Annotated in this window: 24 protein-coding genes; 10 read left to right on the top strand and 14 right to left on the bottom strand. The window is 35.6% G+C overall.

The window, feature by feature from the left end:
* Positions 1–134 precede the first annotated feature (134 nt).
* Positions 135–2,090 (bottom strand): BCCT family transporter, encoded by a 1,956-nt coding sequence (locus BALOs_RS04700; protein ID WP_115362279.1) that lies wholly within the window; start codon positions 2,088–2,090, stop codon positions 135–137.
* Positions 2,091–2,322: 232 nt separating this feature from the next.
* On the opposite strand from BALOs_RS04700, the gene BALOs_RS04695 reads away from it, so the two are divergent.
* Complete coding sequence (locus tag BALOs_RS04695; protein ID WP_115360981.1) at positions 2,323–3,426, top strand: hypothetical protein; 1,104 nt, start codon at positions 2,323–2,325, stop codon at positions 3,424–3,426.
* 109 nt (positions 3,427–3,535) lie between these two features.
* Positions 3,536–5,104 carry a CocE/NonD family hydrolase gene (locus tag BALOs_RS04690; protein ID WP_115360983.1) on the top strand — a complete coding sequence of 523 codons (1,569 nt, stop codon included), beginning with the start codon at positions 3,536–3,538 and terminating at the stop codon, positions 5,102–5,104.
* Between the two features lie 27 nt (positions 5,105–5,131).
* Here the strand turns inward: BALOs_RS04690 and BALOs_RS04685 are convergent, their stop codons facing one another.
* Positions 5,132–5,581, bottom strand: coding sequence for a CBS domain-containing protein (locus BALOs_RS04685; protein WP_115360986.1), 450 nt, complete (start codon positions 5,579–5,581; stop codon positions 5,132–5,134).
* A 214-nt stretch (positions 5,582–5,795) separates the two neighbouring features.
* Here BALOs_RS04685 and BALOs_RS04680 point away from each other — a divergent pair, with 214 nt between their 5' ends.
* Positions 5,796–6,854, top strand: coding sequence for a CNNM domain-containing protein (locus tag BALOs_RS04680; protein WP_115360988.1), 1,059 nt, complete (start codon positions 5,796–5,798; stop codon positions 6,852–6,854).
* A 27-nt stretch (positions 6,855–6,881) separates the two neighbouring features.
* Here BALOs_RS04680 and BALOs_RS04675 read toward each other — a convergent pair whose 3' ends face one another.
* Positions 6,882–7,748, bottom strand: coding sequence for an MBL fold metallo-hydrolase (locus BALOs_RS04675; protein ID WP_115360990.1), 867 nt, complete (start codon positions 7,746–7,748; stop codon positions 6,882–6,884).
* A 106-nt stretch (positions 7,749–7,854) separates the two neighbouring features.
* On the opposite strand from BALOs_RS04675, the gene BALOs_RS04670 reads away from it, so the two are divergent.
* On the top strand, positions 7,855–8,592 hold the full coding sequence (locus tag BALOs_RS04670) for a sulfite exporter TauE/SafE family protein (RefSeq protein ID WP_115360992.1): 738 nt from the start codon (positions 7,855–7,857) through the stop codon (positions 8,590–8,592).
* Here BALOs_RS04670 and BALOs_RS04665 read toward each other — a convergent pair.
* From BALOs_RS04665 to BALOs_RS04645, 5 genes are all read right to left on the bottom strand, one after another.
* Positions 8,545–9,081 carry an SRPBCC family protein gene (locus tag BALOs_RS04665; RefSeq protein ID WP_115360995.1) on the bottom strand — a complete coding sequence of 179 codons (537 nt, stop codon included), beginning with the start codon at positions 9,079–9,081 and terminating at the stop codon, positions 8,545–8,547. The two genes, BALOs_RS04670 and BALOs_RS04665, sit on opposite strands and share 48 nt — an antisense overlap.
* An 18-nt stretch (positions 9,082–9,099) precedes the next feature.
* Positions 9,100–9,474: a hypothetical protein gene (locus BALOs_RS04660; RefSeq protein WP_120404445.1), complete on the bottom strand. Its 375-nt coding sequence runs from the start codon at positions 9,472–9,474 to the stop codon at positions 9,100–9,102.
* Complete coding sequence (locus tag BALOs_RS04655) at positions 9,471–9,827, bottom strand: hypothetical protein (RefSeq protein ID WP_199506630.1); 357 nt, start codon at positions 9,825–9,827, stop codon at positions 9,471–9,473. Before BALOs_RS04655 ends, BALOs_RS04660 begins: the two co-directional genes overlap by 4 nt.
* 25 nt (positions 9,828–9,852) lie before the next feature.
* Positions 9,853–10,818, bottom strand: a complete 966-nt coding sequence (locus BALOs_RS04650) for a deoxyhypusine synthase family protein (RefSeq protein ID WP_115360999.1) — start codon at positions 10,816–10,818, stop codon at positions 9,853–9,855.
* Positions 10,819–10,890: 72 nt separating this feature from the next.
* On the bottom strand, positions 10,891–12,075 hold the full coding sequence (locus tag BALOs_RS04645; RefSeq protein ID WP_120404444.1) for a hypothetical protein: 1,185 nt from the start codon (positions 12,073–12,075) through the stop codon (positions 10,891–10,893).
* 150 nt (positions 12,076–12,225) lie between these two features.
* Between BALOs_RS04645 and BALOs_RS04640 the strand changes: the two genes are divergently transcribed.
* From BALOs_RS04640 to BALOs_RS04630, 3 genes are read left to right on the top strand one after another with little or no spacing between them, the layout of a single operon-like run.
* A complete protein-coding gene (locus BALOs_RS04640; protein ID WP_120404443.1) occupies positions 12,226–13,314 on the top strand; it encodes an imelysin family protein in 1,089 nt (362 codons plus the stop codon).
* Positions 13,308–14,672: a di-heme oxidoredictase family protein gene (locus BALOs_RS04635; protein WP_205570971.1), complete on the top strand. Its 1,365-nt coding sequence runs from the start codon at positions 13,308–13,310 to the stop codon at positions 14,670–14,672. Before BALOs_RS04640 ends, BALOs_RS04635 begins: the two co-directional genes overlap by 7 nt.
* Positions 14,672–15,187, top strand: coding sequence for a hypothetical protein (locus tag BALOs_RS04630; protein ID WP_115361007.1), 516 nt, complete (start codon positions 14,672–14,674; stop codon positions 15,185–15,187). The genes BALOs_RS04635 and BALOs_RS04630 overlap by 1 nt, the downstream gene beginning before the upstream one ends.
* Here BALOs_RS04630 and BALOs_RS04625 read toward each other — a convergent pair whose 3' ends face one another.
* Together BALOs_RS04625 and BALOs_RS04620 are read right to left on the bottom strand one after the other, a co-directional pair.
* Positions 15,188–17,116, bottom strand: coding sequence for a sensor histidine kinase (locus BALOs_RS04625; protein ID WP_120404441.1), 1,929 nt, complete (start codon positions 17,114–17,116; stop codon positions 15,188–15,190).
* 63 nt (positions 17,117–17,179) lie between these two features.
* Positions 17,180–18,874: an ATP-binding protein gene (locus BALOs_RS04620; protein ID WP_162929549.1), complete on the bottom strand. Its 1,695-nt coding sequence runs from the start codon at positions 18,872–18,874 to the stop codon at positions 17,180–17,182.
* Between the two features lie 298 nt (positions 18,875–19,172).
* Here BALOs_RS04620 and BALOs_RS04615 point away from each other — a divergent pair, with 298 nt between their 5' ends.
* Positions 19,173–19,787 (top strand): hypothetical protein, encoded by a 615-nt coding sequence (locus BALOs_RS04615; protein ID WP_120404439.1) that lies wholly within the window; start codon positions 19,173–19,175, stop codon positions 19,785–19,787.
* Here the strand turns inward: BALOs_RS04615 and BALOs_RS04610 are convergent.
* From BALOs_RS04610 to BALOs_RS04600, 3 genes are all read right to left on the bottom strand, one after another.
* Entirely contained in the window at positions 19,784–20,281 is a 498-nt protein-coding gene (locus BALOs_RS04610; protein WP_115361015.1) for an Hsp20/alpha crystallin family protein, read from the bottom strand. The genes BALOs_RS04615 and BALOs_RS04610 overlap by 4 nt on opposite strands.
* 67 nt (positions 20,282–20,348) lie before the next feature.
* Positions 20,349–21,713, bottom strand: a complete 1,365-nt coding sequence (locus tag BALOs_RS04605; RefSeq protein WP_120404438.1) for an NAD-dependent epimerase/dehydratase family protein — start codon at positions 21,711–21,713, stop codon at positions 20,349–20,351.
* A gap of 79 nt (positions 21,714–21,792) precedes the next feature.
* Positions 21,793–22,398, bottom strand: a complete 606-nt coding sequence (locus BALOs_RS04600) for a 50S ribosomal protein L25 (protein WP_158536836.1) — start codon at positions 22,396–22,398, stop codon at positions 21,793–21,795.
* A 121-nt stretch (positions 22,399–22,519) separates the two neighbouring features.
* On the opposite strand from BALOs_RS04600, the gene BALOs_RS04595 reads away from it, so the two are divergent.
* On the top strand, positions 22,520–23,398 hold the full coding sequence (locus BALOs_RS04595) for a LysR family transcriptional regulator (protein ID WP_162929548.1): 879 nt from the start codon (positions 22,520–22,522) through the stop codon (positions 23,396–23,398).
* Here BALOs_RS04595 and BALOs_RS04590 read toward each other — a convergent pair.
* Positions 23,395–24,693, bottom strand: coding sequence for a sensor histidine kinase KdpD (locus BALOs_RS04590; protein WP_120404436.1), 1,299 nt, complete (start codon positions 24,691–24,693; stop codon positions 23,395–23,397). The genes BALOs_RS04595 and BALOs_RS04590 overlap by 4 nt on opposite strands.
* 362 nt (positions 24,694–25,055) lie before the next feature.
* On the opposite strand from BALOs_RS04590, the gene BALOs_RS04585 reads away from it, so the two are divergent.
* On the top strand, positions 25,056–26,087 hold the full coding sequence (locus tag BALOs_RS04585; protein ID WP_162929547.1) for a hypothetical protein: 1,032 nt from the start codon (positions 25,056–25,058) through the stop codon (positions 26,085–26,087).
* Positions 26,088–26,100 lie beyond the last annotated feature (13 nt).

Below are 26,100 nucleotides of genomic sequence, written 5' to 3'. Positions count from 1 at the left end.
CTATTTCTATCGGTTAATTTTATTGTAATCTTTAATTTAAAGCGAAGTGTTATCTATCGTACTGAAATGACATAAAAATAAAAAGGCACAGCCTAAAGCTGTGCCCATGATTTATGCCATATAAGTAATTAGAACTAAACGAGTTCTGAATTAGTTAAGTGTAGGAATTGATAATGCTTCTCGTATTGGTTTACTGCATCCGCAACAATTTGCTCTTTTGAGTAACCAAAGACATCATATTCCTGGCCTCCACTTAATAGGAAGACTTCTGCACGGTAATACTTTTCTTGATCACCTGGTGCATATTCTGGAACTTGGAATGTTCTTAAATAAACTTCGTATTTGAAATCATCAAAGCCTTCTTTTTCTATCACTAAAGAAATTGAGTCGTCTTTTCCATGGCGAATTTTTGCATCCAGGCCATTTTTAACAAACTCTTCTTGTAATTCAATGAGTCCTGGCTCGACTACTTCTGTTAAGAACTTATCGGCTTCCTTAAATTTTGGATGCCTAAAGAGAGCATTAAGTCGCTCTCGCCACGTCATACTCGCCTGTTCATATTGAATAGAGCTATTATGATTCCTTACTTGATTTCTAAGCATATAATCATCTTGTAGGGATCGTACTAGACAATAGACGGCCAAGAGAATCAAGAAGATCATAGGAAAGGCCGAAGCAATCGTCATCGTCTGTAGTGCCTCTAGACCACCAGAATGTAAAAGTACGGCAGCAACCACACCTTCTGTCACGGCCCAAAAGATTCTTTGCCACACAGGAGGATGCTGACTTCCACCAGAAGCAAGGGTGTCAATAACAAGAGATCCCGAGTCAGATGAACTAACAAAGAATGTAATAACAAGAATTACACCAAGAACTGAAAGAGCTGCTGACATTGGAAAGAATTCAAAAAATCTAAAAAGTGCAACTGGTACATTTGAACTTACTGCTTGAACAAACTCTCCAGACTTATCTTTTAGAGCAATACTAATTGCAGAGTTTCCAAAGACAGTCATCCAAAGAAATGTAAACCCAGAAGGAACAAAGAGAACACCAATTAAGAATTCGCGAATTGTTCTACCTCTTGAAATACGAGCGATAAACATCCCGACAAACGGTGACCATGAAATCCACCAACCCCAATATAGAAGTGTCCATCCACCGATCCACTCTTCTTTCTTATCATAAGCGTAGAGATTAAAAGTTTTATAGATAATATCAGAAAGGTAGGCTCCACTATTTTGAACATATTGTTGAAAAAGGTGTACCGTATCTCCTAAGAGCATTACTGAGACTAAGAGAATAGCCGCTACAGCTAAGTTGATATTTGATAACTTCTTAATTCCACCATCAAGCCCTAAAACAACCGAGATTGTTGCAAAGCCAGTAATTATAGCAATTAGAATAACCTGAATTGTTTCTGATTGAGGAATTCCTGTCAGATAACTAAGACCTGCATTTACTTGTGCAACCCCAAAACCTAATGAAGTAGCAACACCAAACATCGTTCCAATAACTGCAAACGTATCTACCATATCCCCTAAAGGGCCATGAATCTTATCTCCTAAGATTGGAAAGAATGCAGATCTTGGAAGTAGCGGAAGACCTTTTCGATAGCAAAAATAAGCGAGACAAACTGCTAACATTGCATACATTGCCCAAGCATGAAGTCCCCAGTGAAAGAAGGTAATCTTCATGGCCTCTCTGGCACTTTCTATAGTCTGTGGATCACCAACCGGTGGAGATGAAAAGTGCATAATCGGCTCAGCAACTCCAAAGAAGAGAAGTCCAATCCCCATCCCAGCAGAAAAGAGCATGGCAAACCACGAGATATTAGTATAAGACGGTTCTGAATGGTCAGGACCTAATTTAATATCTCCTAACCTACTTACCATTAGCCAGATTGCTGTAAATAACATTGCCCCCATTGCAAGTACATATACCCAACTAGTCTTGGCAATCAGCCAGCCCTGAATTCCCTTAAAGAACTCACTTAACTGTGTAGGCCATATTGAGCCAATCGCAGTAATGACGAGGATAAAAAATGCGGAGGAAAAAAACACATTTTTGTTAATAGTAGATTCTTTATTGATAACAAACTCCCTTTTAATCAGACCCGTTTCGGGACCGACACAAATTAACATATAAAAACCAATGCCAACTTATCGGAAGCTTGCTCTTAAATTTTAGGTACTTATATATTATTTACTCCCAAGGGCCTTAGAATTCACTCACTTGGCCAATAGCAACCAGTTAGAGCGTATAAAATCTTCTTCTGCGTTCATTTTCATTGAGAAAAATTCTGCGATCTGACATAAAGAAGCTATGTTTAAAAAGATCTTCCCCACTCTAATGTTTACGCTATTAACATTTAATTCTTATGCTCTACAAGAATATGCCGCTCCTTTTAGTAGCGTTAATTCTGCAAAATGTTTACAAGAGATGCCAACCCTCCTTGAGATATCAAAATTTTCAAATAATTTTCTTCATCGAGGAAATAAAGAAGTAGCGATTAATGGCTTTAAGTTTAGAAATGAATCAGAGACTTCATCTCGCCTATTTCGATCTTTAACAAGAAGCTATGTCTTAAAAAAACTAGATAAACATGAAGACTTTTCTCATTTAATTAAAGCAGCAAAGAATTGCGACAGTATACGTTGTGCTTTAAATGAATTATTCAAGGGACAAGAAATGGTTTATAAAACCATTTATCTCTCTGAAAAGTATGGCCTTAATACTTCACCATATCGAAATAACGATGCAGCACTTTTAAACCTGAAACAAATGAATGCTATCTTAAAAGGCATAAACTTAATTCCATCTCACTTTCCAAGATTATGGAAGAGTAAAAGACTTGTTCGTCACATAAAAGAAGACATCGGCTATGGCCATGTTGGGATGATATTTGCAAACGCTTCCATCGAACTATACACCCCTTGGGATCGTGAACTCGATAAAGATGGAAAGGCATATACCCTATTTCATGAAATTGGCCATAACTTAGCCTACTTCTACAATCTTAATTATTCTTCATTTTGGTGGGATATGTCTGGTTGGATCGATCACCCAATGGGATGGCGCTATAATCGTGACGAAATGGTTTCAACATATGGCCAAACAAATCCAGGCGAAGATGCAGCAGAAAGTATTGCGGCCTACCGTCTAAATCCAATAAATCTCAAAAGAGTATCACCAAAGAAGTATGCTTTTATAAGAGACTATATTTATCTTGGGCAAGAATATCTAAGCAGTAGCTCGTGTGGCCATACTCCAGTTAAGGACTACCTTAACAAGGTAATAAATAAAGCATCGAAGAATTGTAGCGAGACGAGCTGCGTAATAAAAAATATCAGACAATCAATAACAAAAGACAATCGTTTTCCACTCTTTAATAAGGCCAAAGACGACTTTTTTGAGGTATTTCTCTAGTGATAGGAATTGTAAGACATTTTCCTCACTTAAAAGCTGCCAGAAACTTTAATAATGGTTCACTAAGAATATATAATTACTCAATTGTATTAAATCTTAGGGAAACATTATGAGAAAGTATATTTTAATTACTTTTCTTCTACAATTATCTGCGTTTGCAAATATTTGTTTTAGTTTAAATTTACCAGAATCAAAAGAATACACTTATGAACCAGATGTCGTCATTTCAACTTTTGATAATATAGAACTTCACGGAAATCTCTTAACACCAAAGAATAAGCAAGGTCCATTTCCAACAATTATTTTTCCAAATAGTTGGACGATAGAAGAACATGAGTACATGGCCCAAGCAATCCGCCTTGCCAAAGAAGGCTTTCAAGTTTTTAGTTACAGTACACGTGGCTGGGGATGCTCTGGCGGATATATCAATGTGGCCGGAGAAAATGATTTAAAAGATCTAAAGACTATTATCGATTGGCTTGAAGACGAAACTCCAGCTCAAAGAAGTAATTTTGGTATGGCCGGAATCTCTTATGGTGGAGGACTCTCTCTAATGGGACTAGCTAGGGAATATCGTATCAAGACGGCCTTTGCCATGAGCTCATGGACTGACTTAAAGGAGTCACTTTACGCTCAAAATACACCTCGACTCTTTTGGACAAAGTTCTTAGTAAACTCAGGAAAGCTACTTGGAAATCTCGATCCAAGAATTCCAGAATTATTAGATGAAGTTTTAGAAGGAAATGAAGAAGGTTTTAAAAAGTGGGTTCAAAATCGAAGCCTCAATGACAACCTTGGTATGATTAATCTTTTAAGAAAGCCTGTCTACTTTGCTAATAACTTTAGTGATAATCTTTTTCAGCCAAATGCCCTTATTAAAACATTTCACAAACTAAGAGGACCTAAGGTCTTAGACCTAAGCCAAGGCTCACATGCAACAGCAGAGCTGCCTGGCCTCTTTGGATTACAAAATTATGTCTTTGATAAAATGAGTTCATGGTTTAAGTATTGGTTACAAAATGACAAGACTGCAAAAGACTTTGAGTTAGGAAAGATTGTTGTTCAACCAAGTGTCTATAAAGAAAGAGAGATTCAATCTTATTATCAGGTACCAAAGAGACTTTATCTTCATCCAAGAAGAATTACTCGAGGTGGCCTCTCGCCTTTTCCATATCTCTTACCTGCTCAAAGCGATAGCTTTATGGCAGGACTTGATACAGGAGCCAGCACAGGAGTTCCATTCCTTTCGGCCATATTAGACGCTCACTTTGAAGTGCCCACGATAAAGTATCCAAAATTAAATAACTTAATAAATAGTATAAGATATCAAACTGATCGCTTCGAAGAAGGCCTTAAATTAAGAGGAATCCCGCGCTTAAAACTAAATGTAGAAGTTAGTTCTACTCCTTATCAACTCATCGCCTATATTTACGATGTATCACCGACAGGAATAGCAAAGCTAATAACTCATGGTGCATATACTGGTAAATCACCACAAGAGAGAATTAATATCGAATTAGTTGCTACGGCCTATGATATTGAAGCAGGTCATCGCCTGGCCATTATCATCGACACTCAGGATCCTCTTTATGAAGAACCTAATAATAAGCTTTATAAAGTTAATTTAAACTTTGATTTCAAATCACAATCTTATTTAGAAATAAAAGGTTGGAAATAAGAAAGGCTCCTTACGGAGCCTTTTATTTTAGCTTAATTTTTCAAATGCTTTTAAAATATCTTTTCTTGTAATCATCCCTACTAATTTTCCATCATCAACAACAGGAATTCTTTTAAGGTGCTTAGACATCATTAATTCAACAACGCCATTTAGAGTATTTTCACTTGTGACTGTAACAACATTATGACTCATTACATCTGCTAAAGTCTTATTCTTAGACTTCTTATATACATCTTCAACATCTGTTAGATTAAAGTCTTGCCCAAATAGTCTCTTTATAGAAACAAGAGCATGCGGGATCTCAACTTCTTTACTGATGAAATCAGACTGAGTAACGATTCCAGTAAGAATACCTTCATCATTTACAACAGGCATAACACTTATACCTAGTTCAATCATTTTTTTAGCAGCGTCACCAACTGTCTGTGATTCAGTACAAGTTGTTACATCTTTAGTCATAAAATCTAAAACTTTCATATTCACCTCATTTGAGTTTTAATGCCCCCCTATTTTAACTCAAACTCTAGTTTTATTCCACATTTATGAACACAGGCACCAAAGTAGCATTTTTTCCTGACAAATATCTTACAATTACCTGACCAAATAACACTACAATTAAATTGACACGGATACCGACTGACTTTAAGCTATTCTAATACGTCGAGAATTATGCCAAGGAGTTAACTAGCTAATGCTAATTGTATATATCGTAATCTCAATTGGGGTTTCATTTCTGTGTTCCATCATGGAGGCCGTTCTTCTCTCAATTACTCCAAATTTTATTCTCGCTTCAGTTCGTCAAAATAAGGGATTTGCTAATTCTCTAAAGAAATATGCATCAAATAAAGACGAAGCGATTTCAGCAATCTTAACTTTAAATACTTTTGCTCACACTCTCGGTGCAGCAGGTGTAGGTTCTGAATCCATTCAACTTTTCAAAGAAATGGGAATCACTGGGGCAAACCTAGAGTTTTATCTTTCTGCTGTATCTGTTGTCTTAACACTGGCCATTCTATACTTATCAGAAATTATTCCCAAGTCACTTGGCCACCAACATTGGAAAAGTCTAACTCCATTCTTACTAAGAGTGTTGCCTCCACTTATTTTCATTCTAAAGCCTGTTCTTGTTATTTCAATGGGACTGATGAAGTTCTTTAAAAATGAGCCCTCTCATACGATGAGTCGAGAAGAAGTTGAGTCGATGATTGAGCTGGGTGTTCAGACAAAAGCACTTGCAAAGGATGAGGGTGAATTCTTACGTGAGTCTCTATTGGCATCTCGTAAAACGATCGATGAAGTCATGACACCGGCCAGAAAGGTTTTTATGGTTAAAACGACTTCAACTATTAAAGAAGTATATGACTTAAAGGCACCAGTAACTCGTATTCCATGCTTTGGTGAAACAGTGAACGATATTTGTGGCTATATTCATAAAGAAGATATCGCAAAGAATGTCATTGAAAAAAACTGTGATAAGCAATTATTTGAAGTGGATATTATGCGACCGATTTCTATAGAAAATTGTCGCACACCTCTTCGAAGTCTATTTAAGAAATTTATTCGCGGAAAAGAACATATTGCCATGGTTTCAGATGAGTATGGAACAATTCTTGGTGTCATCACTCTTGAAGATATTGTGGAAACATTCTTTGGTATTGAGATTATGGATGAGTTTGATGAAGTTGAAGATCTCCAAGAGCAGGCAAAAGAAGAGATAAAGGCCGAAGTGAAAAAAAAGGAGCACAGTTAAGTGCTCCTCCTAAGGAAGAAAGAGAGTTTATTCCTTAAAACTGAGAGGCATTTTGAGGTATCTTACCCCATTGGCCTGTGGACGAGGCATATGCCCGCCACGAATATTTACTTGAATACTTGGTAATAACAGCTTTGGTGCACTTAGAGTCTTATCACGACTTGTTCTAAAGTTTACGTACTCTTCACGTGTAGTATCTTCTTTTAAATGAATATTACTCTTCTTATTCTCACCAATGGTACTCTTATACTTAAGCTCACGGCCACCTGGCTGATAGTCATGTCCCGTATATACATTAGTATCATCTGGTAATGCATATAGCTTATTCTTTACAGAATCATAAAGTGCATTTGCATCTCCACCAGGAAAGTCACAACGGCCAGTACCATAATCTGGCATAAAGAGGGCATCTCCAGTAAAGACATTATTGCCAATGACAAATGAAGAACACGCTGGAGTATGGCCAGGAGTAAAGATCGTACTAATCTCAATAGAGCCTGCATGGATAGGTTTATCTTCATGCAAGAACTCATCAAAATCCTCTAGCTTTAGCTCCTCTAGCATATTGAAATGTTTTCCAAAAACATCTTGAACAATTTTTATATTTTCATTTATTGCAACTTTAACGTTTGGAAAAAAGTCTTTTAACTTTAAAGCTCCAGTTAAGTGATCTGCGTGAGCATGAGTTTCAAGAACATAATGTAGCTTAAGCCCTGCATCTTTAATAAAGTTCGTAACTTTTTCAACTGATTCAAAGCTTATAGAAGATGATGCCTGATCATAATCAAGAACTGGATCAATTATAACTGCATCCTTCGTTTCTTTATCGTAGACGACATAAGTAAGGGTATAAGTTAGTTCATCAAAAAATGTTTCAATTTTTAAATTATCCATAAGTTCCTCCTACACTAGAATAAATAAATTTCTAGTAAAAGACATTGATTCCCATCAATGTTTAAGAAAATTTTATCTACTATACTAATTAAAGGAGGAATAATTCATGGCCTATCTACTCGCACTTATAGCTGGAACAACTTTAGGACTTCTCGGAGGAGGAGGATCAATTCTAGTGGTTCCCATTCTAGTCTACATTGTTAAAGTTGACCCTAAAATTGCAATTACAATGTCTCTTGCTATTGTCGGTTTGACTGGATTCATGGGGACTTTCCGTCATTATAAGAATGGAAATGTACTTGTGAAGTTGGCCTTTCAATTTGGTGCCATGACCATGCTTTCAACGTATCTTGGAACCTACTTAGCAAAGTTTCTAACTGGTCAGATGCAATTATTTATCTTTGCTGGAATTATGCTTCTTGCTTCAATTTCAATGCTTAAAAATGGTAAAGAAGTTAAAATTAAAAATACATCTAATTTAACTATATTCTTAGCGGCCAGTGTCGTAGGAATTGTCACAGGTTTAATTGGTGTTGGAGGTGGTTTTCTTATTGTACCAGCTCTAGTGAACTTCTTTCATGTAGACATGAAAAAAGCAGTGGGTACTTCCCTTCTCATTATTGCAATAAACTCATTGATTGGGTTTGTAGGAAATATTATTAACTCCCCTGGCCTAGAACTTGATTATCAATTTATTGCGATTTTCACAGCTCTTGCAATTGTTGGATCTCAAATAGGATCAGCACTTACTCATAAATTGCCACAAGAGAAGCTAAAAAAGATTTTTGGCTACTTCTTAATTGTAATGGGTGCTTTTATGATTATTCGCGAAACTCTTCTTTAACTTATAAAGATACTTTTTCATAAGAAGAGAATAGAGTTTTACCACAACTTCAGGTTTAGCATTAAAGCCAAAAGTTTCTTTAATCATACGTTTATCAAAATCAACAACATAAGAAAAAGTTGTTCCATTTTGTGTTTCCTCAAATAAGCGGTTACTTCTTAAAAAGTATGGATTTGATTTTACAGTCTCAAATAGTGCCTGATGAGGATAGTCTAGCTTAATTAGCTCAGTTGTCGTTATAAAATGCTTTCTTATTCCAATCCAAGCATCTTCCCTAAAAATACTTCCTTCTTTAAGATGACGAGTATTCGTTGTCATCTCATTTACTTCACTTCTCCAAATATGATCATTCATAGGATCTGCAACAAATTCAAAAACCTCTTCAATAGGTGCATCGATTTCAATACTTCCTACAACTTGAACAGTCTCAATTGCATATGTAAATGTTGATATTAATAAGGCCACTAAAATATAGTTAAGATTTTTCATGTTAAAATGATGGCAGGCTTAGCGAGATGTGGCAAGTTTCCCAGACAAATGTAAGAATAATTGAATAATGGCCACACTTAAGAAGGCACTTAGTCCTAGCGCCCCTCCATACCCCTTTAACAGAGGGACTAAATAATGAAAGAAAATTGCAAATATGATTGAACTAATCGTTACTGTAATATTATGCATTCGACTAGGACAACTCATCCCCACAAAAGAGGCGCCAAAGAAGACAATGGATAATAATTCATAATTTGGTGTTAGCAAATAAAGAATACCATATGCAATAAGACTTAAAAAAGCTGATGATCTTATTATTCCAAACGCTTTAAGTTGTGAAAGCTGAAATGTTGAAATTCCTGCAATAATAGAAATAATTATTGAAGAGATCATATAATACTCCCCTTAATTAAATAAAAGAGAGCAACACTCACAAAAGCGATAGTACCGAGTTTTCCACCAAAGCCTTGAAAAAGTTTGAGTGAGTAGAGATAGATTACAGCTCCAATTAATGAAATCCCAAATATCTCCCAATAATTAGAAACTAATTCACTAGAACACATCCCTGCAAAGCTTCCACTATAAATGGCCGCACGCATATTTGAATTCACAGGAAGAAAACTTCCAATAAGTCCCACTGAAGCAGATGCTAAAACGGGAGACCAACCGGCCTTTGAATGGAGGATAAAACAAAAAAGGCATCCTAAAAAGAATGCCCCTAGCTTATATAGAAATCGTATTCTCATGCCCTTCTATCTTAGAGCAATGATCTTAGTTTTCCAACACGTAATGAAAAACTAGTGGTGCAACGATTGTCGCATCAGATTCGATAATGAATCTTGGAGTCTTAGAAGATAGTTTACCCCAAGTAATTTTCTCGTTTGGTACAGCTCCAGAATAAGAACCATAACTTGTTGTTGAATCAGAGATTTGGCAAAAGTATGACCAAAGAGGAACATCATCTTCCATATCTTGATTAAGCATTGGTACAACACAAATTGGGAAGTCACCTGCAATTCCACCACCGATTTGGAAGAAGCCAATGCCGCTATCTCCACAATTTTCTGGATACCACTTAGCAAGGAACATCATATATTCAATTCCATTTTTAACGAGTGACGGCTCAAGCTCTCCTGTTAGACAGTAAGAAGCAAAGATATTTGCTGTTGTTGAATCTTCCCAACCAGGAACGATAATTGGTAGGTTCTTTTCACAAGCTGCCATCATCCAAGAATTCTTAGCATCTGTTTCAAATTCTTTGGCAAAATCTTCTCGGCGAAGGATGCGATATAAGAACTCGTGTGGAAAAAGCCTCTCACCTGCTTTTGCAGCATTTGACCACTCTTCAAAAAGATATTTTTGTAACTTTCTAAAAGCTGTTTCCTCAGGAATACAAGTATCTGTTACGCGGTTAAAGCCTTGTGCTAGAAGCTCCTCTTCTTCCTCTGGACTTAGGTCTCTATAATTTGGAATACGCTTATAGTGATTGTATGCGATTAAGTTCATGATATCTTCTTCAAGGTTTGCACCAGTACAAGAGATTATTTGAACTTTATCTTGGCGGATCATTTCAGCAAGACTGACACCTAACTCTGCTGTGCTCATAGCACCAGCAAGAGTGATCATCATCTTCTTCCCACTCTTTAAATGATCAACATATGCCTTTGATGCATCAACAAGTGAAGCGGCATTAAAGTGACGATAATTGTTACTAAAAAATTGGGCCATTGTGCTCATAATAATTCTCCAGAGAAAGCCTAAATAGAACGAGACTTATTACACCATATTATGGATTCAAGTCTACATAAATTAATCAAAAATATTATAATTCGAAGAATACATTAAACCAAAGACTTTACTGCCTGAATTAGAAGTACTCTTTTCATCTTCATAATAGACTCCAAAGATTGGACTTGTCTTTCGATTGGCCAATTTAAAGCCAAACGAGAATTGATAAGTGCGTCCTGTATTTTCCTCATCTGTAGACTCATTGACGGTATCAATTTGTCGATACTGGAGTCCAAAAAGATATGAATAAGTCGATCCTTTAAAAACTCTGTTGGTAGGTAGCTTAAGTTCAGGTGAGCGCAGGCCAAATTTTATCAAAACATCATCAGAGAAATTGGCCCTATTTCGGTCTTCATTTCTTGAAATATTAATATCAATATTTTTCAGATCATAAAATAGATCAACAGAGGGGGCCCAGTTAGCACTTAAATAACTATAGCCTAAGTTTAGGCTTGTATTGCTTTTGTAGTCCGGTTTATTTTCACTTTTCAAGCGAATAACATCACCACTACCATCTTCTAATAGAAAAGTTTCAGTTCGTGAGGAAGAGGAATATTTAATACCAGGAAAGTCCAGACCTGCACTAAAGAAATGCCTCTCTTCTTTATAAGAAGCACTTATAATGGAGTTTATAATAATAAACTTTGTAATATTATTAGTCGTTTGAAGAAAAGTGTTACCACCACTTACCCCTTCAAAAGTTGAAAAAGTTTTACTACCTTGTATCTCGAGGCTGAAACTTGCCCCCAGTGAGAACCTTTCATACTTTTTAGCAACAGAGATCCCAAGAACTGTTTCTTCAAATTGAACATTGGCCTTACCGCCGCCACTAATACTTGGAATATTCAAGTCAAATTGCCCGTTATTTGTACCAGAGTAAGTTACAAAATTTGTAAATGTTAAACCAAAGAGCTCTCCAGCAAACCCGGTGAAGTATGGAATGAACTGACTCTCAAAACTACTTCCCGTCCCTTCAAGTTCGCTATCTCCAATTGAGCCAATCTCTTGACGCGTATAAATTAGACCAAAGTAAATCTTTATATCGTCATATTTAGTAAAGGCCGTGGCAGATGGAAAAACGAGTGCGGCCCCAATATCTCCCGGACGTGATGTCGTATTTCCAAGAAATCCAGACTCGTGACCAATTGGAAGCCCCAAGCAAGAAAAGCAAATAAACGTAAGTATTACTAACTTATGAGAATTCATAGACAAAATTAAAACACTCGATGCAAACAAAGTCTATTTACTATAAAAATTAAACTTTACTGTTGAAGTAACACACTGTTTGAGGTATCAAACCAATGTTTTAAAATATAACCTTTTGTACAAGCAATATAACAAACAAAGGATCAAACAATGATAAAAAAGTCTATCTTATCGATTTCACTAGGTTTTGGCTTAAGTATTTCTGCAGCTACGACAACACAAACTGTAATTAATAATTATGCTGATCTCGTTTATAACACTTATTCTGACTCACTTGATAGAGCAGTTATCCTTCAGGAAGACGTTGAATTCTTTATTTCAAACCCAGGGGTTATGACTCTAGAGATGGCCAGAGAATCATGGAAGCAAGCAAGAGCTCCATATGGCCAATCTGAAGTTTTTAGATTCTACAATGGACCAATTGATAGTGATCAAGGCCCAGAGGGACTTTTAAATGCATGGCCTCTAGATGAAGCATATATCGATTATGTTGAAGGTGCTCCAAATGCAGGTATCGTAAATAATGTTGCTGACTATCCTGTAATTACGAAAGACCTACTTTCTTCTTTAAATGAATTAAATGGAGAGAAGAATATCTCAACAGGATATCATGCAATTGAATTCCTACTTTGGGGACAAGACCTTTCTGCAACTGGTCCAGGTAATCGCTCATATACTGACTACGTAATTGGCCTTGGGCAAAACGCTCAAAGACGTGCAACTTACCTATCTGTAGCAACAGATCTTCTTATTGATCATCTTCAAACTCTTGTTGATGCATGGGAGCCTAATAAGAATAATTATAGAGCTGAATTTGTAGCTAAGAATCAAAAAGAAGCTCTTAATAATATCCTTGCAGGAATGATCTATATGTCAGGTGACGAATTATCTGGTGAAAGAATGTTCGTAGCTTGGGAGACAATGGGACAAGAAGATGAGCACTCATGTTTCTCAGATATGACTCACATGGATATTCAGTGGAACTTCTGGGGTGTCGCAAATATCCTAAAGGCAACGGGAATTCTAAGCCTAACTGAAAACACAGTTTTATCAGATGCAATTAATACTCGAGTTGCAAAGATCAACAAAATGCTAGCAGGTCTCCCTGTACCATTTGATCAAGCAATCCTTGATGAGAATGCTAGAGTTGATATCCTAGCTTCTATTGAAGAAATGGAAGAGCTTGCCATTGAACTTGTTGAACTATCTGAAGAATTAGAGACTCCAGTACAGTGGTAAGAAGTTTAATCTTAACATTTTTCTTTGTATTATCTTTTAATACATACTCCAGTGAAAAGTACCCGGCCGGTGCCGGGACTACACTGGATCTTTCAGTTAATGCCTTCTCTCATCCAATGGCGGGAACCAGAGGAATGCTTCGTCGCTACTTTCAAACTGGAAATAGCTTCTTTAAAGGAGCATGGGTTACGGCCCCTTCATCAACTCCCCTACGGGACGGACTAGGACCAGTCTTTAATGCGACATCTTGTACTGCATGCCACTTTCTCGATGGCCGTGGTCGAGGACTACCAGATACTGACGGGCCAACAGATATTTCTCTTCTCTTTCGTCTTAGACAGATAAAAGAAAATGGAGAAGTCATTGAGCATGAAAAATACGGTGGCCAATTTCAGCCACATAGTATCGAAGGTGTAAAAGGCGAAGGTGAAGTCTTTGTTAAATTTGAAACCATCATTGGAAGTTTTGCAGATGGTGAAACTTATGAATTAAGGAAACCAAATTATATCTTTAGAAAATTATCTCAAGGTAATTTTGGTGATAATACCATAATTTCTCCACGTGTTGGGCCACAAATGATAGGCCTAGGCTTATTAGAAAATATTAAGGAAGAAGATATCCTTGAAAAATCTGATCCTGAAGATAGAGATGGTGATGGTATTTCAGGTCGAGTAAATCGGGTCTTCTCGATTGTCGAACAAAGAGAAGTACTAGGACGCTTTGGGTGGAAAGCAGGAAAGCCTAGTCTTCTTGAGCAAAACGCAGCGGCCTTTGTTGGTGATATAGGAATTACGAGTTATCTTTTCCCAAAAGAAGAATGTACTTACGTACAACTTGATTGTGAAGAAAAGAAAACTAAAAGTGATATTTCAAAGCACCTTTTAAATCGCGTAACAGAATACACTCAACTTCTATCAGTTCCAGTTAGAAGAAACTTTGATGACCCAAGAGTAAAAAGCGGTCAAAAGGTTTTTAATCAAATTAGTTGCCAAGCTTGTCACACTCCAAGTTATACAACTGGAAATCAGTCAAAGTTTAAAGTCTTAAATAATCAAAAGATATATCCTTATACTGATATGCTTCTACACGATATGGGCGATGCCCTTGCAGATGATATCAGAGAGTATAAGAATGAAGCTCAAGCAACAACAAGAGAATGGAGAACTCCTCCTCTTTGGGGTCTTGGCCTAATAAAGAAGATAAATGGGCACACTCGTTTTCTTCATGATGGAAGAGCAAGAAATCTAAAAGAAGCAATTCTTTGGCACGGTGGCGAGGCAAAAGAGGCCAAAGAAAACTTTTTAAAATTAAAAAAGTCGAATCGAGAAGATCTAATTAAATTCCTAAGGAGCCTATAATGAAGAGAATCATTCTATTAGCAACAATTCTAACTAGTAGCGTTTTTGCACAAATATGGCCTCTACCAGCAGGTACAACATATATTGTAAAAGGTACGGGCTTTGATTGTGGAAAATTCATTCGTCGTTATAAGGTTGAATATACTCAAACACCAAAAGTCTTTTTAGAAAGAGGCATTAATTTTAATCTACTAACTGCAGATAAAGACCTAAATACTTTTTCAATTGAAACAAGCTGGTCAACAAATAACGGACAAGTCTGTCAATTTGGACTCTTCTTTAACCGAGCAAGAGAAACCAGAACCCTTGATCTCGATTATACGATGTCACAAACTGATGGTGATTCTAAGTCTTGTTTAGAAAATGAAGAGCTTTTAAAAAGTAAACTTCAATCTGCTACTTATACAGCATCAAAACGAGGTATTCGATATATAGCAGTGGATATCTTAAATGAAGAAAATAACGTATGTGACGAAAATCGAGTTAGACTTATTTTTGACCGTAGAGCTCAATAATTAAGAAACGGCCTGCTGGTCATTTAAGTCTGGCAGGCGCATAACAAAGCGAGTATTTTCACATTCTGCATCATAGAAGAACTCTCCCCCATAATTAGAAATAATATTAGAACAGACAGTAAGACCTAGGCCGGCCCCCCTCTTATCTGCTTTTGTCGTAAAGAATGGGTCCATCAACTTTGATTGATCCTCTTTCTTTATTCCTTTACCGGAATCAGTAATTGAAATCTCAACATAACTCTTATTATCTCTTAGATAAACTCTTTCAGCTTTAAGTGTAATCCATCGATTGTCTTTTTTTGATATTAGCTCATCAAAAGAATTATTAAGCAGGTTTAAGAGCATCTGCCCAATTTGAACAAGTGAGCCATAAACCTTAAGCTCTGGATCAACCTCCACATTGAAAGTGATATCATATTCCTTAAACCTTTCTTGGCAAAGAGAGTTAACATCTTCAATCGATTCCATTAATAAGAAGTTTTCTTTCTTAGACTTTTCACCGTCTTTAGATAAGTGTTTTAAACCTTTTATAATTTTAGATATACGAGATACAGTTGTATTTATTCTATTGATTTGCTTGAAGTTACTTTCAACCTTGGTTCTTTGTTTTACTCGACCAGCAGTTAAGTCAATAATTGCTAGAGGGTTATTAATCTCGTGTGCGATTCCACTTGCCATCTCACCCATTGTAGCTAGCCTAGCGGAGTTAACAAGCTTAGACTGCTGATCAATTAATTGTTTTGTTCTCTCTTGTACTTTTTCTTCAAGAATATTATTGAGAGTAATTAAGCTTTCTTTAAATTCTTTTTGCTTAATAGAAAAATAATAGAGTACGCCACTACTAATGAGAAGAACGATAAATGACAATAGAGTCAACCAAAATTCTTTCTTATAACTAGTGTATAAATTATAAAGCTTCCCGTGATGGTAAATGACCCTTGCATTTGATGGGATCCTTTTAAAATCAATATTATATTTCTTTAAAAGTTTAGAATCGAGAATCAAAGGGTTTTGTGGGTTTTTAATAATAGGAATATCTTCGACTTTTTTTCCACTTAGATAATCATTGGCCATTTTTGCCATAGACTTACCTTGCTCAAAACCACTTACAACATGGCCACCAGCAAGGCCATAATTTAAGTAAAAATCAGTGAAGCCATAGACAGGAAGAGTTGAGTTACGACTTATATTACTTATGACATCGCGAAATCGAGCATGTTGATTAAGGCGATCACGTGAATATCCTCCATAGAATACAACAGCATCATCTTTAAAGTTACGACACCTCTTATAAAGTTCTTCAAAGCTTAAGTCTTCAATATACTCTACTTCATATTGAGAAAGAAAGGGCTTAACGCCATCTTCAAATTGCCCTTTGAAATATCTCCCTGATGGAGTGTGCTTTGTATTGATAAAGATTATCTTCTTGGCCTTTGGCTGTAGTCTTAAAGCGAGTTCGATATTCTTTTTAACATCTAGAATTGAGAGAATCCCTGTAAAGCTTTTATCTCTCTTATAAAGCTCACGCTTTCTCTTATCAAAACCATTGATACCACTAAAGATAATTGGAGCGTTATTAAAAATTTCCTTTCGATACTTTAAGGCAAAATCAAGAGCATAATCATCAGTAGTCGCAATCAAGTCAACACTAAGAGTTTTAAACTTATTAAAATATAAGTTCTTTAATGACTGATCAAAATCATCTCCATAAAAGCGCTTACTATCGATATACTCGGTAAAAAAATCAACCCTACTATACTTTGAAGAATTAATATTACTCTTAAATCCTTGTGCAATTCTATTTGTCCAATCATTTTCTTGGCTATAAGAATGGAGAACGACAATATTCAGATCTCCTTTGACTTGAGCATGCAGAGAGCTTGAAATAAAAATGAAAAGAAATGTGAGTAAAGTCTTTAAATATAGCACCTATAAATAATAACACTTTATCCTATAAATGAAATGCTTAAGTGTTAAAAATCTAGTGTCAATCTAGGAGATAGAAGGTATTTGAATCACAAATCTCGTATTAGAGGATGATGTATCAACAAATAGACGCCCGCGGTGATGCTCGATAATATTCTTACAAATACTTAAGCCTAAACCAGTCCCCTTCTTATCAACTTTCGTTGTAAAAAACGGCTCCATTATGCGCTCACGTATCTCTTGAGGAATACCATCTCCGGAGTCAGTTACTGAGATTTCCACCATGTCATTATCTCTTTTCCCCTCTAATTTAATCCAACGCTTCCCTTCACTTTCCACTAATTCATCAAAGGCATTATTTAAAAGGTTTAGAATTACTTGAGATATCTGAACAGCGCCGCCAGTAACCTTAAGATCATTTGCGATATTTACCTTGAAATCAATTTCATTATCTTTGAATCTTGCCTGACAGATTGAGATAACATCATCAATGGCCTCACGTATATTTACGAGCTCAGGAGAAAGCGAGTCATCTTCTTTTGCTAATTGCTTTAGTCCTTGAATAATCTTTGTAATTCTCTGAACTGTATCTTTAATTTTCTGGGCCGACTTTTCAACTAATTCGTTATCCGCATTCTGTTTTAAACGGTGGGCCGATAGATCAATAATAGTAAGAGGGTTATTGATCTCATGAGCTATTCCACTTGCCATTTCACCAATAGAAGCTAGTTTTGCAGAGTTAATAAGTTTGGATTGCTGCTCAATAAGCTGCTTTGTTCTATCCTCAACTCTTTTTTCTAATTCTTCATTAATACGCAGAACTGCTTTCTTATGATTTTTTTGCTGATTAAAATAATATGAAAGGATAAAAACACTTGAGATTAAACTTATAAATGAAAAGAGAATAATCCAAAACTCAATTGTATATTCTTGATAAAAGTTTTGAAGTTTATTCTTCTGGTTAATAATTTGTGCATTCTCAGGAAGTTTAGAAATATCAATATTGTATTTAACAATCTTTTGATAATCAAAGAGGATTGGAGCAGGTGCCTTTAAAACGATTGGCAATTCATCGACATTACGTCCCCCTATAATATGATTGGCCAAAATTGCAGCTTGCTCTCCATAAACCTCGCTACTTACAAAGTAGCCTCCAGTTAATCCATGAGGTAAATAGTATTTCAAAAAACCATAAATTGGAATTCCTGCGTAACCACTCATCCTTTCTAAGCTTTTTTCAAAGTTTAGAAAAGTACCATTCTTATCTCGTGAGAATGCTCCAAACAAAATAAAAGAATTTTCATCTAGTTCACCAAGCTTCTTATATAAGTCTTGTATTGCATAATCTTCAAGATAAACGATTTCCTGTGAAGGCTTAAACTCTTCAAAAGCTTTTTTAAATTCTTGTTTTAAATAGAGACCTGAATTTTCATGTATAGAGTTTAAAATATAGATCTTTTTAGCTTTAGGATGAATCCTTAAGCCTGTTTTTACCATCTTTATAATCTCAAATGATTCGACAACACCAGTGTAGCCACCTACTTTCTCATATTCATCAAATCTCTTATCATTAATTCCATTTAGGCCGGTAAATACGACAGGTGCATTTCTAAATATTGAGCTTCGATTCTTCATAGCAAAATGAAATGCATTATCATCAGTAGTAATAATTAAATTAATCTTAGTCTTTTGATATTTTTGTTTATAAAAATCTTCCAAGCTTTTTAGGTAGTCCTGTGAAGAGCGCCTTTTTGTATCCATATACTCGGAGTAAGTAATTATTCTATAGTTTTCATCATCTATATTCTTACGAATGGAGTGATCTAATTGTGAAGTCCAAGAACTATCAGGAGAATACGAATGAAGTATTAAAATATGAAAGGAGTCGGCTGCCTTGGAAAACACCTGACTAGAGAAAGCAAAGAACAAAAATATTGAATATAAAGTTACTTTTAAATTAACCACTCTTACTTTTATCATTTTAAACAACTTTTGTACCCATAAATCGCCATCTGCACGGCGTCAATACAAGTTAAACGAGACATCACATAATGGACCTATGACTTATGATGAATTCTTATTAAAGATTAAAGAGTGCGACACACTGCAAATAATTGGGCCAATGCTGAACGATGCTTCAATTTTAAATAGTGAGCTAGCTTCTATTTATGTTGATGGTGGCCTAAACCACTACCGCCCATCTAAAGTAGCCTCTCTTTCAATTGGTGATAATGATTCAAATATAAGTGATTTTAATATTGATATAAGACTTAATCGTGAAAAAGACTTATCCGACTTAGATGCGGCCCTAGAACTGATTCCCAAGAATATTACAAATTTGTACTTCTTTGGCTTTAGTGGCGGAAGAGCCGATCATCAACTCTTTAATCTAGGCTCTATTCACCATTTTTTAAAAGATAGTAAAAATCGACGAATTTGTTATATTGATAAAAAGATTCAAGTTGTATCAGCTGGACATCATATTATAAAACAAGACGGGCCCTTTTCAATTATTAGCCTAGAAAAGCAAAAAATTAAAATTTATGGTGAGTGTAAATATAAATTACTAGATTGGACCAGTGTTGAAGTGCTAAGTAGCCTTACTCTTTCAAATATTGGAAATGGAGAAGTCCACTTAGAAAGTGAACTTCCCCTTTTCATCTACCTTGATTAGTGTGAAGACTTATCACTGCTATCGGCAAATAACTTCACGAAGCTTTCATTAGCATCCGATACATTTATTCGCTTTGACTTGTTCTCAGCGCTTTTTGGTAAAGCTAAATACAAGATACCATCTTGCATTTGAGCTTGAACCTCATCACGATTTATTGTCTGAGGAACAGTGATACTTCGAGAGATTCTTCTTGTTTCTCCCCCACCATTTTCAAATAATGTTTTACGAGTTGCTTCAATTGTAACGAGTCCATTATCGACTTGAATATTCAAGTCTTCCTTTTTTACTCCAGGCATATCAACACTTAGTAAATAAGCATTATCCGTTTCTTTCATTTCACCAAAGCCTGCACTTTCACTTGAAAGACCACGTCCCTGCCAAATATCCTCTAAACCATTGATCATCTCTCTGAAGTCGCTATCAATTGAATCTCCAGAAAAAAAGCTCGATGCGAGATTGGAATTTCTACGTGGAATAATTGAACGTCTCATCATATTCGCCTCCTAGTTTTAAATTAATAAGACGATTGAGATTTTAGCACTGTGAAAAAAGGAGCTAAACTTAAGAGATTTTTAAATGATTCAAATAATTATTAAATGACCTCATGACCCATAAATGAACAACTGCTTGTGTATAGCGATAAAGATACCAAGGTAAATATGGCCTAAATTCATTAACCGATACTATTGTGTAGCGTCCTTCGGCAACAGCGCGAAACTCGAGCCAGCCAGTATTCTTTGAGCCAGACAATAGACCTCCCACAATATGAAACTTTACTCGATTAAGGTTTGAGGTATTTGAGATTTTCTTAAGAGCAAGTAGAGACTTTTTTAAACCTATCAATTTGAATTTAACAATCTCATCATCTTGCTCCACATAAACAATCGAGTGAATATAGCGTGGAAGCCAATTCATATACTCTTGGGCCACTCTTTGCATATCGAAATGAGACGGATTGTCTAAGCGCTGAATTGATCGGACATTCTTATGTTCAAATCGACGCTTTTTATAACGTTTTGATTTTTCAAACTTATTAGTTGAGATCTTCTCTAGCATAGATTTATATGTTGGATAATTTATACAGTCCTTAATATCTTCATTCACCTCAACTACTGGTAAATGACATTTAAGGCTATCCACAAGAGGAGCAACTAATTCAAAAGGAGCCTCACCAAAAGTACTCACCCACCATTTTGAAAGGCTTAAATAATTAATTGGAACAGGTATCATTGGACATCTCTTACCAATATGAGTGGCCGTCTCTCTTATTAATTGTTCATAGGTGACCTTTTCACCATTAACAATATTAAGGCACTTATTATAGAACTTTGGGTTGCCTACTACTTTTTTGAAAATATCTGTTAAGTCATCAATATAAACGAGCTGAGTACGACTCTTAGTCCAGGATGGCAGAATCATTGCAGGAAGGTTTAGAACAAGATTCTTTAAAATTTCAAAAGAAGATCCACCATTTCCAACAATCATTCCCGCTCTTAAAATTGTCGTAGGGATTTTACAAGACTGGAAAACTTCTTCAACTTCCAAGCGACTTTTTAAGTGAGTACTTGTTTCTCCATCCGGAACTAACCCACCAAGATAAACGATCTGCTTTACATTATTTTTTACACAGGCCTTGGCAAAGTTATCTGCTAGTACTAAATCTGTATCTTGAAAACTTCCTTGAAATAATTTTGATGATGGCAACATTGAATGGACAAGGTATACTGCAACATCAGTATCTTCTAGAGAATTTTTAATACTCTGGTAAGAGAAAAGATCACATGACCTCCACTCAAAACTCGCCTCATTCGGACGATTAGAGGAACTACGAGATCGACCAAGGCCTCTAACATCATGAATCCCATTAAGTTTTTGAATAAGATGATGACCTATAAAGCCAGAAGCACCAGCGATAGTAATTTTCATTATTAAAAGATATCATAAAAAAAGCCTAGGCAATACCTAGGCTTAGTTAATTTATGTCGAATGAATAGATTTTAAGAAATTATGACTCTAGCATCATCTCATCAGAGCTCTCTTCTTCTGTTGATTCCTCTTTAGCAGGTGGTCGACATATAGCAATAACTTCTTCCATGTCCATCATTGCCTCAACCTTCTTAGGTAACTTCATATCAGCTACGGTTAAATTCTCCGCAATATCAAGCCCTGAAACATCAATTTCAACCTTTGCAGGCATATCTTTTGGAGTACCGCTAAGAGTGATATTATCGTGCATTAAAACAAGCACACCACCTTTCTTACGTCCAGCTGGCTCACCCATTGCAACAATAGGTACTTCAACCTCATTTGTTTCACCTTTAGGTAATTCAACAAGAGAGAAGTGAACAAGTTCCTTTGAAACAGGGTCTCTTTGTATTTCTTCAAACTTTACAAAGATAGTACGTTTCTTTGACTTAACTTCATAGACCTCACCTGTTTTACTGATGGCCTTTTTAAGGTCTAATTCAGATGCTCTAACAGGAGTATTCTCAACATTTGGTCCATACATTGTCCCTGGGATTAATCCCATATCACGTAATTCGTGAGTCTTTGTATGTAGATCACGATCTTCTATTTTTAGTTGAGTTAATTTATTAGTCATTTTGCTCATAACCATCCTTTTTTTTGTTGAACGATTTCTATTTGTTAGTAATAACCTAACGCAAATAGACTTATAAATTAAATGCATATAAGATTATGGATATATAATGTTAAATCTATATAGGTGCTTTATGTATAAGATCAATTTCAATCATCTCAAGTACTTCCTGACAATTGCAGAAGAGGGCTCAATTGTTAAAGCTTCTAAGAGGCTTAATATTACTCAACCAGCACTGAGTCATCAATTGCGTTTACTAGAAGAAGATCTTGAGAAGAAACTATTTGACCGCTTGGGCAAGAAGCTTGTTTTAAACGACAATGGAATTGTCGTTATGGAGTATGCACGAAAAATCTTTCGACACTCAGAGGAGATGATTCAATATCTCAAGTCTAATAATGATGATTTTATAACAATTATAAAAGTTGGAACTGTTCCATGGGTACCTAATGATGTTATCTATGACTTCCTAAAACCACTTATCATCAATCCACATTTAAAAATACAAATCTATCAAAAGGATCTCGACTCCCTTTATAAAGATATAGCAAATAACAAACTAGACTTAATTCTCTCGGATACTGAGTATACAGGCCGTTCAAAGAAGCTCATTGCTCACAAATTAAAGGCAGAACCATTAGTTTGTGTTGCAGCTTCTAAAAATAGCTTTAAGGGTAAGTTTCCAAATTGCTTAAGTAATAAGAAAGTAATTAATTATCCAGAGATCTGTGTACTTGGACGCAATATTGAAGACTATTTTGAAATTAATAATCTTTCGGTAAAGATTGTTAGTGAATTTACAGACTCATCTTTAATAAAGTCTGCGGTCGAGCACGGTGGAGTTGCCGCATTTCTACCTAGAAGCGTAGTAAAGCAAAGCTTGAAAGAGAAGAGGTTGATAAAGCTTGGACAAGATAAGAATCTAGTCTTTAACTTATGGGCCATCACAAGTGGAGATATTTCAAAAGAAAATGCTCTTGCTCAAAGAATTGTAAAATATAGAGGCACTTAAACAAGAGGTAGGTTTAGAGTTACTCGAGACCCACAATCTGGTAAGTTTTCAATTAATAATTTTGCGTTATGTTTTTCCAAGAATGAATGAACTAATTTTAAGCCAATACCAGTTCCCTTCTCACCTTTCGTACCTTGCTTAACATGGAATGTGTTACCACTTGCAAGTCCATTGATGACAACATCAGGAACGCCTTCTCCTTGATCAACAACTTCAATCTGATATCCATTTTCATCATGTTGACCTTTGACATTAATCTTTCCACCTTCAGGAGTGAATTTGATTGCGTTGGAAATAATATTTCTAATACAAGTCTCTATCATAACGCTATCGTGATTTAGAACATAATCTTCAAGGTCGACATCAATATCAAGTTCTTTTGTCTGGGCCAATTCAATTGCAAATTCAATGGCCTTCTCAATTGTTGGCTTTATATTTGTATCTTTAGGATCATAGCCTAAACTTTCATTACTTGTTATGGCCCAAGATAAGAGGTCCCTTAAAAGATCATCCGTTTTTCGAGCTGCTTTTAAAATTCTATTTTGATAGCTTTGAATTCTTTCCGTACTTAGTTCTCGATTTGAACGTGTTACAGCTTGAGCTGAAGACATAATGACTTGAAGAGGACTCTTTAGATCATGTGCAATTGTTGAGATGACATCATCTTTAGTCTTATTCATTTCAGCAAGTCGTCTATTCGAAATATGAAACAGTCGCCAAGCGCGATTAAACATGGAACGAAACGCAAAGAGAACAATATTTAAAGAAACGAGAATAAAAACGCGATAGCCATGATTTGCTACGTCTGCTTCAGGATTTAAAAGAGGAACTGTTAAAAATACTAATAATAAAAGAACACAATTCCAAATGATACAATTTAGTCGCCCAGGAAGCATGACATAAAATGAAGTCGTCATAATCATAACACCAGCAAGAAGAGTCGAACTTCTTCCTTGAACCATAAATGTTAGAGCAGCGACAATAATGACTGATAGAAGTTTAATATAAAAAAGATGGACCTCAACTTTTTCACTATATGCCTTATTTCTCCACGAATAAACAAAGTAGAGTCCATATGCTACAAGCCCCACTCTTAAGGCAGTAAGTATATTGGGAGAACCATAAAAGAATGTCCTTTGGTAATCAGCGAAAAGGCCAGCAAAAAGCATCAAAATACAACAAGTGAGATAAGAGTAACGAATATAGAAAGAGTCCTTATTCCATGCATTTTCTAAATACTCTCTCTCTTCTTCAGAGCTTTTAAACTCTCCAAAGACATTTATAAATTGATCCAAAATTAAGTCCTACTGAAAAATATTTAAACTTTGTTACAATAAATTTTAATTAATGACGACAGAAAAAATCATATCTAAGAATATTATACAATCAGGCCGAGAGCTCTCAAAGTTCTTTAATATTAAACACTTACAGCAGTTAAGTATGTAAACTATTTTGTAAAACTCACATACATGTACACGTTCATAATCAAGATTATAAGTAGTTACAAAATCATTCCCAAGACAGTCTAAATATCTAAAGACAACAGCATTTATTTACACAATTAGAGAAGAGGACAATTTTTCCGTTTTAAATTTAGACGGCCTAGAAAATTGTTTCAAAATCCCCTAATCAAATAAGTAAAATGTTAGTTTTCCTTATGAATAATTTTCTAGCAACTCTACTATTGTCCACAGCTCTATTAAACCTAAACTCTTTTGCCAAAGAAGATCATCAAAGCTTTCTAAAGATCTCAATGGAGGTTCAACAAGAACTGCAATGTGAGAGAGAGTTTCAAATTATTAATAAGGCCTTTAAAGTTCGTTCTAAGGATTTTGTGGATTGTGAGGATGCCTTTTGGGCCGATAAGGCCATGAGTAAAGTTAAACAAATTTCAAATATATCACCTAAGGTTAATATTGAATTACTTGCAAGAGACAGTGGTGCATCCTTTGATATTGGAAGCACTATTCGCCTTCCTTTAAGACTTACCTTTTCAAATCGATGGGGACAAGTATACGACTCTCTTAGCCTAGGAACGGATGCCATCCTCTACCATGAGTATTCACATGCAATTTTTGGCGAGGTCATTGGAAAGAAGTTTTATCCACAGTTTAAGGCAATGGCAGAAAGCTTATCACGATACAAAATAGCTCTTCAAAACGCCTATGCCACAGGAAATTATGGCAACGTAGTTAAATACTACGAAAACCAGATAAAGAGACTACAAGAGAAAATGAAAACTCATCATGAAATAGAGTATTATCATTTATCGTCATCGTATAATGAATTCTTTGCTGACCTTGTTGCGGTCTTAGTAACGAATAACCCTAATAGTATATTCAATGCTCTCTACTATGATGAGATGAGTGATCAGAGCTATCAAATGATTAAGCTTAGATCTTTTGAAGATCAGTCAACAAACTACGATAATCGACTACTAAATGAGATCCATGGAGAACTGGCCCTAGCAAGACAGTTTATTGGCAAAACAGTACTAAATGAGATCTTTTCAATTAGAGATGAAGAATTAGTAAATCAAAGAAAGAAAGCACTTCTTGATAATGTTCTTAAGGCAATTGATAACCAAATGACGAAGAGAATTGAGCTTAACGACTTTGGAATTTCACCAAAGAAAAATAATGAAGAATTAATTAAAGAGCTAAAAGAAGTTCTAAAGCTAGAAGTATAAAAAGCTAAGCAAA

Source organism: Halobacteriovorax sp. BALOs_7 (genome assembly GCF_003612895.1).
Taxonomy (GTDB): domain Bacteria; phylum Bdellovibrionota; class Bacteriovoracia; order Bacteriovoracales; family Bacteriovoracaceae; genus Halobacteriovorax_A; species Halobacteriovorax_A vibrionivorans.
The sequence above is the reverse complement of the archived record's forward strand: the minus strand, read 5'-3'. Positions and strand labels throughout refer to the sequence as shown.

Bases quoted from the DNA above. Each gene is read 5' to 3' on its own strand.
- BALOs_RS04655 (WP_199506630.1), bottom strand. From the start codon at position 9,827: ATGAGAATACGATTTCTATATAAGCTAGGGGCATTCTTTTTAGGATGC.
- BALOs_RS04605 (WP_120404438.1), bottom strand. From the start codon at position 21,713: ATGAAAATTACTATCGCTGGTGCTTCTGGCTTTATAGGTCATCATCTT.
- BALOs_RS04645 (WP_120404444.1), bottom strand. From the start codon at position 12,075: ATGAATTCTCATAAGTTAGTAATACTTACGTTTATTTGCTTTTCTTGC.
- BALOs_RS04675 (WP_115360990.1), bottom strand. From the start codon at position 7,748: ATGGATAATTTAAAAATTGAAACATTTTTTGATGAACTAACTTATACC.
- BALOs_RS04660 (WP_120404445.1), bottom strand. From the start codon at position 9,474: ATGATCTCTTCAATAATTATTTCTATTATTGCAGGAATTTCAACATTT.
- BALOs_RS04650 (WP_115360999.1), bottom strand. From the start codon at position 10,818: ATGAGCACAATGGCCCAATTTTTTAGTAACAATTATCGTCACTTTAAT.
- BALOs_RS04670 (WP_115360992.1), top strand. From the start codon at position 7,855: ATGGCCTATCTACTCGCACTTATAGCTGGAACAACTTTAGGACTTCTC.
- BALOs_RS04615 (WP_120404439.1), top strand. From the start codon at position 19,173: ATGACTTATGATGAATTCTTATTAAAGATTAAAGAGTGCGACACACTG.
- BALOs_RS04610 (WP_115361015.1), bottom strand. From the start codon at position 20,281: ATGATGAGACGTTCAATTATTCCACGTAGAAATTCCAATCTCGCATCG.
- BALOs_RS04640 (WP_120404443.1), top strand. From the start codon at position 12,226: ATGATAAAAAAGTCTATCTTATCGATTTCACTAGGTTTTGGCTTAAGT.
- BALOs_RS04620 (WP_162929549.1), bottom strand. From the start codon at position 18,874: ATGGATACAAAAAGGCGCTCTTCACAGGACTACCTAAAAAGCTTGGAA.
- BALOs_RS04595 (WP_162929548.1), top strand. From the start codon at position 22,520: ATGTATAAGATCAATTTCAATCATCTCAAGTACTTCCTGACAATTGCA.
- BALOs_RS04680 (WP_115360988.1), top strand. From the start codon at position 5,796: ATGCTAATTGTATATATCGTAATCTCAATTGGGGTTTCATTTCTGTGT.
- BALOs_RS04695 (WP_115360981.1), top strand. From the start codon at position 2,323: ATGTTTAAAAAGATCTTCCCCACTCTAATGTTTACGCTATTAACATTT.
- BALOs_RS04585 (WP_162929547.1), top strand. From the start codon at position 25,056: ATGAATAATTTTCTAGCAACTCTACTATTGTCCACAGCTCTATTAAAC.
- BALOs_RS04665 (WP_115360995.1), bottom strand. From the start codon at position 9,081: ATGAAAAATCTTAACTATATTTTAGTGGCCTTATTAATATCAACATTT.
- BALOs_RS04685 (WP_115360986.1), bottom strand. From the start codon at position 5,581: ATGAAAGTTTTAGATTTTATGACTAAAGATGTAACAACTTGTACTGAA.
- BALOs_RS04690 (WP_115360983.1), top strand. From the start codon at position 3,536: ATGAGAAAGTATATTTTAATTACTTTTCTTCTACAATTATCTGCGTTT.
- BALOs_RS04600 (WP_158536836.1), bottom strand. From the start codon at position 22,398: ATGAGCAAAATGACTAATAAATTAACTCAACTAAAAATAGAAGATCGT.
- BALOs_RS04630 (WP_115361007.1), top strand. From the start codon at position 14,672: ATGAAGAGAATCATTCTATTAGCAACAATTCTAACTAGTAGCGTTTTT.